The sequence below is a fragment of the Parasphingorhabdus sp. genome (assembly GCF_036568145.1).
Classification (GTDB): Bacteria; Pseudomonadota; Alphaproteobacteria; order Sphingomonadales; family Sphingomonadaceae; genus Parasphingorhabdus.
The window spans coordinates 281,270-296,156 of sequence record NZ_DATCTC010000031.1; the positions used below are offsets into that span (position 1 = coordinate 281,270).

General features: G+C 54.5%; 13 protein-coding genes. 7 read left to right on the plus strand and 6 right to left on the minus strand.

The annotated features are described in order from the left end of the window. Positions 1-8: 8 nt before the first annotated feature. From VIN76_RS12855 to VIN76_RS12865, 3 genes are read right to left on the minus strand one after another with little or no spacing between them, the layout of a single operon-like run. Positions 9-806, minus strand: a complete 798-nt coding sequence (locus VIN76_RS12855) for an enoyl-CoA hydratase/isomerase family protein (protein ID WP_332042251.1) — start codon at positions 804-806, stop codon at positions 9-11. After that, complete coding sequence (locus VIN76_RS12860) at positions 799-1,593, minus strand: enoyl-CoA hydratase-related protein (protein ID WP_332042252.1); 795 nt, start codon at positions 1,591-1,593, stop codon at positions 799-801. The genes VIN76_RS12855 and VIN76_RS12860 overlap by 8 nt, the downstream gene beginning before the upstream one ends. Positions 1,594-1,639: 46 nt before the next feature. Further along, positions 1,640-2,926, minus strand: coding sequence for an FAS1-like dehydratase domain-containing protein (locus VIN76_RS12865; protein WP_332042253.1), 1,287 nt, complete (start codon positions 2,924-2,926; stop codon positions 1,640-1,642). Positions 2,927-3,001: 75 nt separating this feature from the next. Between VIN76_RS12865 and VIN76_RS12870 the strand changes: the two genes are divergently transcribed. Continuing rightward, complete coding sequence (locus VIN76_RS12870) at positions 3,002-4,498, plus strand: class I adenylate-forming enzyme family protein (RefSeq protein ID WP_332042254.1); 1,497 nt, start codon at positions 3,002-3,004, stop codon at positions 4,496-4,498. 50 nt (positions 4,499-4,548) lie between these two features. Here the strand turns inward: VIN76_RS12870 and VIN76_RS12875 are convergent, their stop codons facing one another. After that, positions 4,549-5,769, minus strand: coding sequence for an acyl-CoA dehydrogenase family protein (locus VIN76_RS12875; RefSeq protein ID WP_332042255.1), 1,221 nt, complete (start codon positions 5,767-5,769; stop codon positions 4,549-4,551). Positions 5,770-5,771: 2 nt separating this feature from the next. Continuing rightward, positions 5,772-6,863, minus strand: coding sequence for an acyl-CoA dehydrogenase family protein (locus VIN76_RS12880; protein ID WP_332042256.1), 1,092 nt, complete (start codon positions 6,861-6,863; stop codon positions 5,772-5,774). An 89-nt stretch (positions 6,864-6,952) separates the two neighbouring features. On the opposite strand from VIN76_RS12880, the gene VIN76_RS12885 reads away from it, so the two are divergent. The 6 genes from VIN76_RS12885 (at position 6,953) to VIN76_RS12910 (ending at position 13,870) form a co-directional block, all read left to right on the plus strand. Next, a complete protein-coding gene (locus VIN76_RS12885; protein ID WP_332042257.1) occupies positions 6,953-7,753 on the plus strand; it encodes an enoyl-CoA hydratase/isomerase family protein in 801 nt (266 codons plus the stop codon). Positions 7,754-7,827: 74 nt separating this feature from the next. Next, positions 7,828-8,922 (plus strand): acyl-CoA dehydrogenase family protein, encoded by a 1,095-nt coding sequence (locus VIN76_RS12890; RefSeq protein ID WP_332042258.1) that lies wholly within the window; start codon positions 7,828-7,830, stop codon positions 8,920-8,922. Then, positions 8,919-10,124: an acyl-CoA dehydrogenase family protein gene (locus tag VIN76_RS12895; RefSeq protein ID WP_332042259.1), complete on the plus strand. Its 1,206-nt coding sequence runs from the start codon at positions 8,919-8,921 to the stop codon at positions 10,122-10,124. Before VIN76_RS12890 ends, VIN76_RS12895 begins: the two co-directional genes overlap by 4 nt. A 34-nt stretch (positions 10,125-10,158) precedes the next feature. Continuing rightward, the gene (locus VIN76_RS12900; RefSeq protein WP_332042260.1) at positions 10,159-11,409 is read left to right on the plus strand and encodes an acetyl-CoA C-acetyltransferase; all 1,251 of its coding nucleotides are present in this window, start codon (positions 10,159-10,161) and stop codon (positions 11,407-11,409) included. Positions 11,410-11,549: 140 nt separating this feature from the next. After that, the gene (locus VIN76_RS12905) at positions 11,550-12,659 is read left to right on the plus strand and encodes an acyl-CoA dehydrogenase (RefSeq protein WP_332042261.1); all 1,110 of its coding nucleotides are present in this window, start codon (positions 11,550-11,552) and stop codon (positions 12,657-12,659) included. After that, positions 12,659-13,870: an acyl-CoA dehydrogenase family protein gene (locus VIN76_RS12910; protein WP_332042262.1), complete on the plus strand. Its 1,212-nt coding sequence runs from the start codon at positions 12,659-12,661 to the stop codon at positions 13,868-13,870. Before VIN76_RS12905 ends, VIN76_RS12910 begins: the two co-directional genes overlap by 1 nt. A gap of 64 nt (positions 13,871-13,934) precedes the next feature. On the opposite strand, the gene VIN76_RS12915 is transcribed toward VIN76_RS12910, so the two are convergent. Further along, entirely contained in the window at positions 13,935-14,831 is an 897-nt protein-coding gene (locus tag VIN76_RS12915) for a LysR family transcriptional regulator (protein WP_332042263.1), read from the minus strand. Between the last annotated feature and the right edge of the window lie 56 nt (positions 14,832-14,887).

Here is a 14,887-nt window from a genome sequence, read left to right on the forward strand (position 1 = left end):
CCGGCCTCCTATTCGCCGTGAAATTTTGGTGTGCGTTTCTCGGTAACAGCCGACAACCCCTCACGATGGTCCTTGCTGCCGAGCAAAATTGCCTGATTGGGCAGGTTCGCCTGCCATTCGGCATCCATGCTGCTTTCAAGCGCGCGCTGGATTGACTGTTTGACTGTCGCATAACCAAGCGGCGCGGATGCCGCGAGTTCGCTCGCCAATTCCAGACCGCGTGCACCAAGCTCGTCCTTTGGCACAACTTCGCTCACCAGACCGATATGCAAGGCTTCCTCGGCGCGAACCTGTTTCCCGCGCAGGCACATTTCCATAGCCCGGCCAAGACCGACTATTCGCGGTAGCAGAAACGTCCCTCCCAGTGGCGGCATGATGCCCAGCTTGATCCAGCTTTCCTGAAACATCACATTGTCAGCCGCAACGCGAAAGTCACAGGCCAAGGCCAGTTCACAGCCCACAGTCACCGCCGCACCCTGCACAAGGGCAAGCGTCGGTTTCGGGCAGCGATAAATGGCCCGCGCCGCGCCCTGAAAATTGGCGTAAACAGTGTCTTTGACCTCGACCGCGCTCATATCTGCCAACTGTTTCAGGAATGCAAAATCCGCCCCCACAGAAAAATGTTTGCCTTCGGCTGAAAATATAATGGCGCGCACATCCCGATCACTGGCAAGCGTGGTGAAAGCCTCGCGTATCTCGCCAAGCATATCCGGTGATGAGGCATTGCCGATATCTGCGCGTGCAACCACCACGGCTGCAATGCCCGCATCATGACGATCAATGCGAATATGGTTGAAATCAGCCATCCGGATTTTCCGATTTCTTTTTCTCACGCCAGATCAGTGCGGTCGCACTTGTCGCCAGCCCCATGTTGAGCGCTTCGGCATCCAGCGCAGCTTCAAACGCCCAGTCCTCCGCATTGTTCAGGTTTGTCTTCATGTAGCGATAGCCCATCCGCGGACCGTCGGCGAGACGGTGGGCCGCCTTCATCACTTCGCCTTGCAGCGCGTCATCGTCATACAGCCGGGTATAAATGCCCTTGGCAAAGGCTTCATCTGCCGACAATTTTTCGCCAAGAAAGAACAACTCACGCGCTACGCCTGTGCCTAAAATCTTGGTCCAGAACCAGGTCGAACCAAAATCACCACCTGCCCCGATACGGTCAAAAGCGGTGAGGAAACTCGCGCTCCTGCCCGCAAAACGCAAATCACACGCACCGGCAATGCCAATGCCCGCACCCGCTACCGGGCCGTTGACCATAGCGATAGTCGGCTTAGGCATTTCGTGGAGCAAGCGCGCGGTTTCCATGAAGCCGCGCAGCCTGACAAAGCCTTGCTCTGTACGGCTGCCGCTTTCCTCATTGGGCGGCAGAACGGATTTGTCACTTCCGCCCTCTTTCAGGTCGCCGCCCGCACAAAAGCCTCTGCCCGCCCCGGTAACCACGACACATCCGACCGACGAATCACTGGCAGCATCGGCACAGGCATCCGCAAGCGGCTGCATGATCGATCCAGTCAATGCGTTGAGCCTATCCGGCCGGTTGAGTGTAATGGTGCGAACACCACCATCATTTTCAATCAAGATTTCAGACATTAAATAGCCTCCCGTACATGAGCTTAGGCGAAGGGAATGAGTCCTATCAATCCCCGCCAAGCTCACGATGGCGCGCCAACATACGCACGGCCTTTTCAGCCAATTCATCTGGCACAGCCGGATAGAGCGGCAATGGCCGTTCCTTGCTAGGCAGTGCAATAGTCGCAGTCGCCCGGACGCTTTCTTCGCCGCGCTGGTTGGTGAATTTCACAGCAACATCAACGTAACTCTGGCCGCCCTCCTGACGCTTGGCGAGGACTTCGCCTGTCACTTTCTGGACATCGCCCATATAGTTGAACTTGCGGATTTCGTCATGGATGTGGGTGATAATGGCGTCATCGCCTGCCCAGTCGCTGAGATACTGCCACAGATAATTTTCGCGCATGACACCATAATCATAAGCCATCGGATTGCCGATTGCCTGGGCCCATACCGGATCCCAGTGCAGCCGCTGGGCTACATCGGGGACGCCATATTCGTTTTTGACATAAAAAGCCGGAATACGCTGACGGTTTTTATGGGCAAGCCGGTTGGCCGTTGGCGCATAAGGCACAAAACCATAGCCGCCGGCATGGAAACATATAACATCGGTCACGGTCAGCGGGCCTTTTGCCTGCATACCCATCGGATCGCCTTTTTCAACATCTTCGAACCAGCGTTTCTCTCCGCCCTGGACCTTCTCTGCGGCGTAGATATCTTCAACTGCCTGCATTTCCTCATCAGTATAGGTTGCAGGCTGGATAGCCGAATATTTACCCTTCTTGGCCGCGGTCTTGCGCTCGGTCAGAACGCGAAGGATACGATATACAGCAACGACCTCGCCGCGCTGGTTCAATTTGACATCACGGCGGTTGGTTATGACCGAGCGGCCAGCAAATTCGGACTGCTTGACTTCGCAGGTTTCATCACCGTTGAAACTGTAAATTGTGTCGCCGGGGAAAATGGGCCTGTAAAAATCCCATTGGGAACCGGATACGAATACATGTACACCCTTGAACAGGCTTTTGCGGAGCGCCTTGATTTCATCAGGGACCGGATCACCCAGCATAGGGCGGTTGATAACACCCGCCATCATTCCCGGTGCAATCACACTGCCCCAGCGGGTTTTTTTGGCATAATGAGGGTCGCAATAAAGCGGATTGTCATCACCCATGCCATGGGCAAAATTCCGAATATTATCTTCGGTCGCCATCTGGATATATTCGCGTGTTTTAGCCGCTTGATCGAATCCGATCAGCTTGCGCTGCCGCTCAATATCCTCGTCCGTGATCTCGTAAGACACGGCCTTTTGCCATTCTTCACTTTGTTTTATATCAGTTTTAGCGTCGGTCATCCTATATCTCCCTTGTCACGACTTATATAACTAGGTAATACATCCCTATTCGGGAAGCAAGGAGATAGTGCTATCATGAAAGTTCGCCGCATTAGCGATGCATTGAAAGTGCGCGCGTCGCATCAAAAAGACGATATTGCCCACGACGATACACGGCGGCAAATGACCTTTTTTGAATGGGATAGCGAAGTTGACGAAGTCGGGGGAGGACTGGCAGCGGCCGGGCTTGTGCCGGGCGACCGCGTATTCCTTCCGATCAGTAATATGCACGCTATTGAAATGGCGATTGCGGTATTCGCTGTATTTCGTGCAGGCGGTATCGCTTGCCCCATCAGCACCCGCCTAAATCCAAAAGAAGTTGCGGATTATGCCGCGCTTTGTGAGCCGCGCTTTTGCATAACCGATTCGCTGGACTTGGTGAAGGATCTTGACCTTGCCGGATGCTGGAGTGTCGATGCGATGCCCCGCGACCTGGCGGCGCTACCCGATCAGGCCGGTCTGGACCCGAAAGCAGATGCAGAAATTCTGGCCACATCGGGAACCACAGGCAAAATCAAAGGCGTTGTGGTTTCCCATCCCGACTTGATGGCTGGTGTGACCGGAACCAATATGGACCGTTCCCGTTCTACCTTGCATGCCCTTCCGCTCACAGGCTCAGGCGGTAATCTTGGCATTGTAATGCTGCCCGCACGCGGCGGCGCAACCGCTATCACCCAACCGAAATTCGATCCAAAGGGGTTTCTGGACCTGGTGCACGAGAAGCGCCCGAACCTTGTTTATCTGGTGCCCTCGATGCTGCGCCTTGTGCTCGACCATCCCGATGTCGCAGATTATGATTTCGACGGAGTGAAATATCTGATGACAGGCACAGCGCCGCTACCTCATGATTCGGTGAAGCGCGCTATGGAACTTTGGCCGCATGTGCGTATCCGCAACAGCTATGGCATGTCCGAGGGCGGCGTCGGCGTCGGGACCCGCAGCAAGGAACAAGTGCTGAAGCCCGGCTGCGTCGGCAAACTCCCGGACAATATGCAGCTTCGCGACGAAAACGGTAATGTCATCACCGAAATCGGCGTTGTCGGTGAGATTTACGGCTGGCAAAAACATGCGCGTCGCTATTGGAATGACCCGGATGCCAGTGCAGCCAGTTTTGCTGGTGGTTGGACGAAAACCGGCGATCTTGGCTATGTTGATGAAGACGGTGACCTCATCATGGCGGGGCGTTCAAAGGAACTGATTATCCGCGGCGGATATAATATTACCCCGCTTGAGATCGAAACCGTTCTGCACCTCCACCCCGCAGTGCAACAGGCCGCTGTTGTCGGCGTTCCCCATGAAATATTGGGTGAAGATATCGCCGCCGCTGTGACTTTGCGCCCCAAACAAAGGGCAACGAGCGATGAAATCATAGCCTTTTGCCGGGAGCATCTGGGCGATAACAAAGTCCCGCGCACATTGGTCGTAATGGACGATATGCCGCTGAATCCAAACGGCAAGATATTGAAAAAGGATCTGGCAGAACCGCTGGCAAAAGCAGCAGCCGAGCGCCGGAAAGCGACCGTAAAAAACTAGGGCGTAAAGCTGAACCGGCTTGGACAGCTAAATAGCAGAGTTGATAACTGCTATTTAAGCTGTTCAAACGGTATGTCTTTATCCATCCGAACTTCGCCCGGCATGCCCAGCACCCGTTCGGCGATCTGGTTACGCAATACTTCGTCTGCACCGCCAGCGATCCGCATCACGGTCGAGTATATATAATGATATTGGGTATCCGTTGTTTGCGTATCGCCTGCTTCGGCAGCGATCCCCGACAGACCGCGCAATTCAAGGGCAAGGCCGGTGGTTTTCTGGTAACGGCTAGCATAAGCCAGCTTGACCATCCCGGCGAGTGCTCCAGGGTTTTCCCCTTTGGACACCATGGTCCGTAACCGGGCCTGAAAAAATCGTTCGGCCTGTTCTTCGGCAAGTGCCTCGGCAAGCTGCTGACGGATGGAACGGTCATCAATCATTGTTCCGCCATGTCCGTCCGGCGTTTGCGCCGCAAGGTCCAGAATCGGTTCAATGCCGCTGCGAGGAGAACCGGAACCAAGGCGCTCACCCATCAGGACCGTCATGCAGCATGCCCAGCCCTCTCCCTCTGCACCGATGCGACAGGAATCAGGGATCCGGACATCGGTAAGAAATGTCTCATTAAACTCGCTCGCGCCTGAAATCTGACGGATCGGCCGTGTCTCAATTCCCGGCGTTTTCATATCGACGACAAAGAAAGTCAGGCCTTTATGCTTTGGCACGGTGGGATCGGTGCGGACGACAAGAATTCCCCAATCGGTAAGATGCGCCCAACTCGACCAGACTTTCTGGCCATTGACGATCCAGTCGCCTGAACCGTCATCGGCGCGCACCGCTTTGGTCCGCAACGCGGCCAGGTCGGACCCTGCTGCGGGCTCGGAAAATAGCTGGCACCAGGTAATATCGCCTTTAAGCGTCGCTTCAATAAATTGCGCGCGTTGGTCTTCCGTGCCGTGCTTGGCAATCACGGGCAGCGCCATACCCGTTCCGATCGCCGTGAAAGGCCCTTTCGGAAGATTATATTTGCCCTCTTCTTCCGAGAAAATCACCGCTTCGCTGCCCGACAGACCCCGACCGCCAAGCGCTTTGGGGAAAGTCAGCCCTGACCAGCCGCCAAGAAATAGCTCACGCATCCAGGCACGGCCTCGATCGGATTCCTCAACATCGGTCATCTTGCTGCCAGGGACAATTTCATGGGCGGGGGCATGTTCAGCAAGCCAGGTCCGGGCTTCATTCCGGAAAGCGGCTTCTTGGGGACTATCGTTAAAATCCATGATTATGCTCCTTGAACCTGACTGCCGGGCCGCGCGTTCAGTAACCGGTCGGCCCAAAAGCCCCGGTTGCCAAGGTGCACGGCAAGCATTCTTTCCCGCCGGTAATAGAAATGGCAATTTGCCTCAAAAGTATAGCCGATGCCGCCATGTATCTGAAGATTTTCGCGCGCTGCCATTTCAAAGCATTTAATCCCCGACAAACGGGCAGCAGCAGCAGCGCCAGGAAGGTCGTCCGGAGAAGATTCCGAAGCCCAGCCACCATAATAGGCATTGGAGCGCGCCAATTCTGTGGCAACCGCAACATCGGCCAGTTTATGCTTGATGGCCTGATATCCACTAAGCGGCCGCCCGAAAATCTGGCGTTCATTCGCATAGTCGCGTGCCATGTACAGACAGGCCTGAGCAGCGCCAACCGCTTCAAATGCAGACTGCACCGCGGCCAGATCGATCAGGCGGTCCAGCTTGCCAATGCCCGGCATAGGCTCTGCGGCGGCGTCCTTGAAATCTATCCGGAAATGGGGTCGAAGCTGGTCGAAGCTATCCAGCCGGGTGCGCGTGATACCCTCTTGATCCAGTTCAACCAGCGCAAAACTACCCTCCTCAACCAGTACCACCGCAATATCGGCAATTTGTGCATCGGCGACAGGTGACTTGCTGCCGTTCAACTTTCCGTCCGTGTATCGGCAATCGGTCGCGAACACAGGCCCCGGACCTTCCGCATAGGCAAATGTTGCAACCGTCTCACCGGACGCAAGTCTGGGTAGCCATTTTGCTTGTTGTGCATCGCTACCTGCCAGTCGGATGGCTTCTGCGGCCAGCACAATCGAACTCATGAAAGGAACCGCAGCATTGGCCCCGCCAAGAGCCTCCATAATAACGCCAAGATCCAAGGAACCGAGTCCCAGCCCGCCATGCTCTTCGGGAATCGTCACGCCAAGAAAACCCATCTCTGCGAGTTTGCGCCATAAAGGTTCATCCCATTGGGCATCCGAGTCGATAAGCGATCGCAACCGGTCGAAAGGTGTCATATCGGCCAAAAGCGCGCTCGCTTGCTCGCCGAGCATTTTTTGTTCATCGTTTAGATCAAAATTCATAGAGGGACTTGCTCTGTTGTTATAGAATGTGTCATAGCTAGTTATATAACTAGGTCAACCATGAGGAAGACCGCCGGAGGATATTTTACATGCAATATGAAACCATCATTGTCGAGGTAATTAATCACGTAGTTAATATCACCTTGAATCGGCCCGAAGCCATGAACAGCTTCACAAAGCAGATGATGAATGAATTTGAACATCTGTGGAAATGGGTCGCGAATGAGGATGACATTCATTGCTGTGTCATACGCGCAGCACCCGGCAAGGCATGGTCAACCGGCGTCGATGTAAAGGAGTCTCAAAAACCGGGCGGCACCGTCGTTGACCTGGATAATATCTGGCACTGCGAGGATCCGGGCAATTATCTGGGGCCAAAGTCGATGAATTGCTGGAAACCCGTCATTTCCGCAGTTCATGGCATGGCTGCGGGCGGAGCATTTTACTGGCTGAACGAAAGCGACATCATTATCTGCTCCGAAGATGCGACCTTTTTCGATCCGCATGTTACCTATGGAATGACCAGCGCGCTGGAGCCCATTGGCATGACCTATCACATGCCGCTGCATGACGTTCTGCGTATGGTGTTGCTCGGTAATGACGAGCGGATCGGGGCTGGTACTGCGCTGCGTATAGGTCTGGTCAGTGAAATTGTGACGCTTGATGAATTGTGGCCACGCGCGCAGGAACTTGCCGATACAATCGCCGCCAAACCGCCAGCAGCGACGGCAGGTTCGGTAAAGGCAATATGGGAGTCACTCGACCTGCCGCGCAGTGTCGCTTTGCAGCAGGGGCTAAAATATTGCCAGATCGGCAATCCGGTCGGTGTGCCCCAAGTCGATCGCGCTGCACTGATGGCCAATAAAGCCAAGAAATATACAGTGCGCTAAACGGATAGGGTCTTGGCCGGGTTGGCACAAAACCCTGTTTTATATTCAACCATAATTTAAGGAAACAGGCGACTATGTCGATCTTATACGACGAAAGCCAACAATCGATAGCAAATGAAACACGGCGCGTGCTTGAAGCGCGGATCAACAAGGATGATCTTTTGCCATTGCTGGAATCGACTGGCCAATATCACGAAGGTTTCTGGGATATAGCGAAGGAACAAGGTTGGACCGCCTTGACTATGCCCGAAGAACATGGCGGGCTGGAACTCGGTCTGGTCGAGCTTGGTCTGGTGGCACATCAGGCTGGCCGGACGCTGAGCGGTGCGCCCTTCCTGACCGCAGGTTTTGGCTGTGCCAAAGCGATAGAAATTTATGGATCACCATCGCAGAAAGAAAACTGGTTGCCGGGGCTATCCAGCGGCGAAACTATTGGTGCCATTGCCATTGCATCGGGCGCGAATGCACTGCCGCAACAATCGCCGCTAACCCTATCAAATGGCCAAATCACTGGCACCATCACAGGCGTATCAGGCGGGCTCGCCGCAGATATGGCCATTGCGTTGGCGCAGGGAAGCACCGCACCAGCACTGGTTATCGTCAATCTTGACGGGGTACGGCGAGAAGCGGTTGAGAGTTTTGATAATAGTCGCTGCGTAGCAAACCTCCACTTCGCCGATAGCCCTGCCGAGATTCTGCACGACAAGAACGCAGCCCGTGAAGCAGCTTTGCACATTTTGGCATTACAGGCGGTAATTACCGCGCATGAACAAACCGGCGGTGCGGAAGCACTTATGGAAACCGCGCGGGATTATGCAGTCACCCGCCGCGCCTTTGGTCAGGTCATCGGCGCATTCCAGTCGGTCAAGCACCGTATCGCCGAACTATACGCGCTTGTCGAACTGGCTCGCGCGAATTGCATTCATGCGGCGTCGCTCGAAGATACCGAGGATTTCATTACGGCAGCGGCAGCGGCTCGGCTTTCTGCCACCGAAGCCTATGACACGGCGGCCCGCGACTGCATCCAGATTCATGGCGGTATTGGCGTAACGTGGGAGGCAGGTCTTCACCTTCACATGAGGCGCGCACGTTCCCTGGCCATCGAACAGGGCAACAGCCTGTTCTGGGAAGATATATTGGTTGATCGACTGACAGGAGAAGCAGCATGAGCGCGCTCGAAACCTATCGCACAAATGCAGCGCAGTGGCTGGAAAGCATTGCCCCTATTTATGGCAAGGCGGTACGCAAAGGTCTGTCCGTAGAAGAAGATCTTGCCCTTGCCCGCCGCTATCAGAACGCGAAATTTGAAGCGGGCTATGCCGGGATCAACTGGCCAACTGAATATGGTGGTCAGGGCCTGACCCATATCGAAAAGGTCACGTTTGAATCCGAAGAAATGAAGCATGGCCTGCCCAACGGCTATTTCGGCATATCGCTGGGTATGCCAATCCCGATTTTGATGCAGTTTGGCTCCGACCAGGATTTCGTCAAGGAACGGGTTCTCAAGGCCCTGAAAGGCGAAGAAATCTGGTGCCAGCTTTTTTCCGAACCCGCCGGAGGATCGGATCTCGCCGGACTTCGCACAAAGGCGGAAGCCGATGGCAATGGCTGGAAAATCAATGGCCAGAAATTGTGGACTAGCTGGGCGCAATATAGCGACTATGGCGTCATCGTTGCCCGGACCGATCCCAATGTGCCCAAACACAAGGGCTTGACCTATTTCTGGGTCGATATGAAAGCGCCGGGCGTGGACGTTCGCCCGATCAAGCTGGCGGGCGGCGACAGCCATGTGAACGAGGTGTTCTTTGACGATGTAAAAATCAGCGATGACCACCGTATGTCACCGATTGGCGGCGGCTTTGCCGTTGCGATGGCGACACTGATGATCGAGCGCTATGTCGCGACCGATAGCGCCGGTTTTGGTCCCCATCTCGACCTGTTCGTGGACCTCGCCGGGCAAATCGATATCAACGGCAAGCCCGCTATTACAGATGGACGTATCCGCCAGCAGATCGCCCGTAATTATGCCATGCGTAGCGGGCTTAATGCGATTACCGCCCGCGCGATGTTGATGATGCAGGCCGGAATGACCCCTGGCCCGGAAGGCTCGCTTAACAAGTTGATAGCGGTACGTTCGCGTCAGAAATTGTCGGAACTGGCGATTGATCTACAGGGTAGCGATGGCTTCCCCTTTGATGAGCATGCCCCGCAAAAGGATAACTGGACGTCAAGCTGGATCAATGCTCCGACCGGCCGCATCGCAGGTGGAGCGGACGAGATGCTGCTCAACACTATCGCTGAAAAGATACTTGGTCTGCCACAGGATCATCGCCCCGATAAGGGCGTTGCATTTAATCAGATTCCAGTTTAATCGATTAATTAAATCAACCAGAAGAAAGTAGATCATGACCGAAGCCTATATCATTGACGCTGTCCGCACTCCTCGCGGAATTGGTAAACCCGGCAAGGGCGCGCTATCGCACCTGCATCCGCAGCATCTTGCCGCGACGGTACTGAAAGCGATCAAAGAGCGTAACAATCTGAACACTGCCGAAGTGGACGATATCGTCTGGTCAACCTCGACCCAAAAGGGCAAGCAAGGCGGCGATCTGGGCCGCATGGCCGCTCTGGCCGCCGGTTATGATACAAAGGCATCGGGCACCACCCTCGACCGTTTCTGTGGCGGCGGTATCAGCTCGGTCAATTTTGCCGCTGCGACAGTGATGTCGGGCATGGAAGATTGCGTCATCGCGGGCGGGACCGAGATGATGAGCTATACCTCGCAAGTTATGGCCGAAGAAGCCAATGCCGGAATCAAACCGCTCGGCATGGGTTCGGGCAATGCCGCACTCGACGCCATCCACCCGCAATCGCATCAGGGCGTATGCGGCGATGCGATCGCAGCGATGGAAGGCATTACCCGTGAAGATGTGGACGCGCTGGCTCTGGAAAGTCAAAAACGTGCCGCGGCCGCCATTGCAGAAGGCCGTTTCGACAAGTCCTTGGTCACGGTTTATAACGAAGACGGCAGCGTTGCCCTCGATCATGAAGAATTCCCGCGCCCCGAGACAACGGCAGAAGGACTGGCTAGTCTGAAACCAAGTTTCGGCACGCTAAAGGATTTCGACCTTGGCGGGGGCGTTACATTCGCAAAGCAGATCCAGCGCGTTTATCCGGACCTTGAATGGGAAGGCATCCACCATGCCGGGAACAGTTCCGGCGTTGTCGATGGTGCAGCGGCTTTGCTGGTTACGTCGAAAGAATATGCTGACAAGAACGGCCTGAAGCCCCGCGCACGTATCGTCGCCTATGCCAATGCCGGTGACTGCCCGACGCTTATGCTGAATGCTCCAGTTCCAGCGGCGAAGAAAGTCCTCGAAAAAGCAGGCCTGAGCAAGGATGATATCGACGTTTGGGAAATTAACGAGGCTTTTGCCGTCGTTACCGAAAAATTCATCCGCGACCTCGACTTGCCGCGTGAGAAAGTCAATATCAATGGCGGTGCATGTGCGCTTGGCCACCCGATTGGCGCGACCGGATCAATCCTGATCGGCACTGCTCTTGACGAGCTGGAACGCTCTGGCGGCCGCTATGGCCTGGTCACCATGTGTGCGGCAGGCGGCATGGCTCCGGCAATCATCATCGAGCGGATCTGATAGGCAACCGGACAATCGGCCGCCAGAACAGAAGCCTGAAGGGTGCATCGAAGAAACTGGTTATCGTGTTGGAAGAAGCCTCACGATAGCCGGTCTTTTAAATGATTAAGCCTGTCCTTTTAAATGATGAAAGCAGTCCTATGAATGAGATATCAACCGAAGACCGCATCGCAATGCGCCAAAGCTTTGCGAGACTCCTAGAAGATCAGGCCGGGGATCAGGCGCTTCGTGAAACAATGGCCAGCCCGCATGGCTTCGATGAGAATTTGTGGAAAGCCATGGCTGAAATGGGTCTGCTTGGGTTGATTATAGACTCCGAATATGGCGGAGTCGGCGGCGATGCACAGCTTCTGGAAGATTTAATGGAGGAAGCAGGCGCACATTTATTGTGCAGCCCGTTCATATCCACCGCCGTATTGGCGGCCAGCCTGATATCGGCTTCATCGGATGAAAGCCTGAAAGCCGAATTGCTCTCCTCGATCTGTGACGGAACAAAAATCTTTGCGATTGCAGCTACCGACGAAAGTGGCCTCTGGACCGATCAGGGCATTTCAATCAGAGGGAGCAAAAACGGTGACATATGGACTTTGGAAGGCACAGCTTCCTTCGTCCTGCATGCCGAGAAGGCCGACCAGCTTTTGGTTTTTGCGCACACGGATGAAGGCACCCGCGTTTTTTTGGTTGATTCCAAAACCGAAGCTGTCGAGGTTCAAAAACTCCAAACCAACGATCCGGCCTTGCGACTGTCAAAGGTCATATTTTCCGCGGCTAACGCCCAGCCGATTGCCGGTGTGGATGTAACGGCAATTGGGACCGCGATTGATTTGGCCAAAGTGGCACAGGCGGGCGAACAAGCCGGCGGCGCAAAAAAGATATTCGACATTACCGTGGAATATTTGCGCACCCGTTACCAGTTCGGGCGCCAGATTGGCAGCTTTCAAGCGCTCAAGCATATTGCAGCAGACATGCTGATCGAAGTCGAATCGGCGGCCTCCGCTGCCCGGCATGCTGCAAAAATGATGGCGACGGGATCACCTGAAGCCAAAACTTTCGTCAGTCTCGCTGCCTTCGCCTGCGCCGATGCCTATCGCGATGTCTCTGCACAGGCTATCCAGCTCCATGGCGGCATAGCCTATACATGGGAGCATCCGGCCCATCTTTACTGGCGACGCGCACGGACCGGGCTATGGCTGTTCGGATCGTCGGATCAGCACCGTGAAGAATATCTCACCTGTCTGGAGGCAGCATAATGGTTAGCAATGCAGCAGCAATTTCCGATTCCGAACTCACAGCAGAAGTTGAAGCCTGGCTCGATGAGCATTGGGATGATAAAAATCGGCGGGAAAAGGGAACGGATCACCTGGATCTGAAATCCTGGCTCGGGAAACTGGTAGATGCCGGCTATTCAGTTCCGACTTGGTCACAGGATTGGTTTGGCCGAGGATATAGCGGCAAACAGGCACGCTTGATTGATGACATATTAAAATCGCGAAACGTCGTTGGGCGTTCACAGGATCGATATAATCTTGGAGCCGTCACAGTATATCGGCTCGGTAGCGAGCAACTCAAATCCGAACTTTTGCGCGATATGCTGACCGGTTCACAAAGTTGTTTGCTTTATTCGGAGCCCAATGCCGGTTCCGATCTTGCAGGAGTACGGACCAAAGCGGAATGGACTGCGGGACCGGATGGCGGCGAATATGTGATCAATGGCCAGAAAGTATGGACGTCCAACGCCAAAGAGGCGACCTATGGCATGTTGCTTGCGCGAACTGATTGGGATGTACCCAAGCATGGCGGCATTTCATTTTTCATTTTCCCGATGAAGCAGGACGGCGTGGATATTCGCCCGATAAACCAGATCACCGGAGAATCCGAGTTTAACGAGATTTTTATCGAAAACGCCCGCGCCCCTGCACGCAATATTGTTGGTGAATTAAACGGTGGCTGGAAAGTATTGCAAACCGCGCTCGCCTATGAACGATTGATAATGGGAGAAGGGGCAACCGAAAGGCGCGGCAAGCAGAAATCAAGTGTACCGCCTTTAGTCGAACTTGCGAAAAAACATGGCAAAATCGATGACCCTGTTATTCGCCAAAAAATTGCACAAGCGACCGCGTATCGACAATTAAACTCTCTCAATATGAAAAGAGCAAAAGACGAGATTGTGAAAAACGGATCTTCTTCGCTTATGTCATTGGGTAAGCTGGCCATGTCCCGGATCCAGCACTATGAAGCGCAGGTTGCCGCAGAAATTTTGGGCCCGGCAAGTCTGTTCGACGGAGAAGAGTTCAAGGATTCAGCAGACATGAATTTCGATTCTGCCAAAGCCTATATGAACTCGATCGGCGGAGGCAGTGACCAGATACAACGCAATATTATTTCCGAACGGATATTGGGCCTACCCAGAGAGATCGAAGTCGACCGCAATATGCCTTTCCGGGATGTCAAATCCGGCTAGGGACCGGCAATCATCATCGAAATTATCCAAGCCTTGGATTTCGATAAATGCCCGCCCCGGACATCTACCATTCGGGGCGGGTAATTTCCTCGCCAAGGCGCAGCTCATCGAGCAATGCGCGGGCGGCAAAGCCCAGATGGGCTTGCTTGCGGCGGACCAGATAGACCTGGCTGGCCCATTCTCCATCTGCCAGATCCCGCCACAATAAAGACGGCATGGTGCTGCAAAGCGATTGCGGCAATATCGACAAATAGTCCGTGTGAGCCAGCGCGCTTAATACAAACATTACAGAAGTTGTCATGATGCCCGGCTGCGGGAATTGACCGTTCTGGACTGCAAAACTCTCCTCGATTTTCTCTGTCAGCAATTCCGTATTGCGGCCCAGTATCCAGTGGCAGCCGTCCATATCTTTCAGGCTTTTTGCCTTTGCCAGTTGGGGATGGCCAACCCGCCCGGCAATGCCCCATATTTCGCTACCCAACTGTTCGATCAGCACACCGTCATGATCGCTGCCGCTTTGCGATGACAGGGCAAGGTCAATCTCCCCGCGATTAAGCGCCGCGACAAAATCCCGGTCAATTCCGGATTCGACATCTATCCTGAGCTTCGGGTGGCGCATGGCGAATGAAGCGACCTGCATCCCGATAGGGGATGTAGCAGCAATCGGGCTTAATCCGATTATGAGCTTTCCGCGCTCCAGCCCGATCTCCGCAGAGGCGGCGCTGCGCAGCCGCCCTGCACTGGCTACAACATCGCGAGCATGTTCGGCCACGGTTTCGCCAAGCCGGGTAGGCACCATTCCGCGCGGTTTACGTTCAAACAATTTTCCGCCCAGCTGGCTTTCAAGCCGTGTCAGGCTTTGTGACAAGGCTTGCTGAGACAGGCCAACACGCTCCGCCGCGCTGGTTAAAGTTCCGGTTGCCATGATGGCCAACAGATTTTCGAGTTGCTTCAGTTCCATAGTTACTACAACCATAGCTTGTGGATAATAACAATAGATTGTTTTGAAAAAGACGG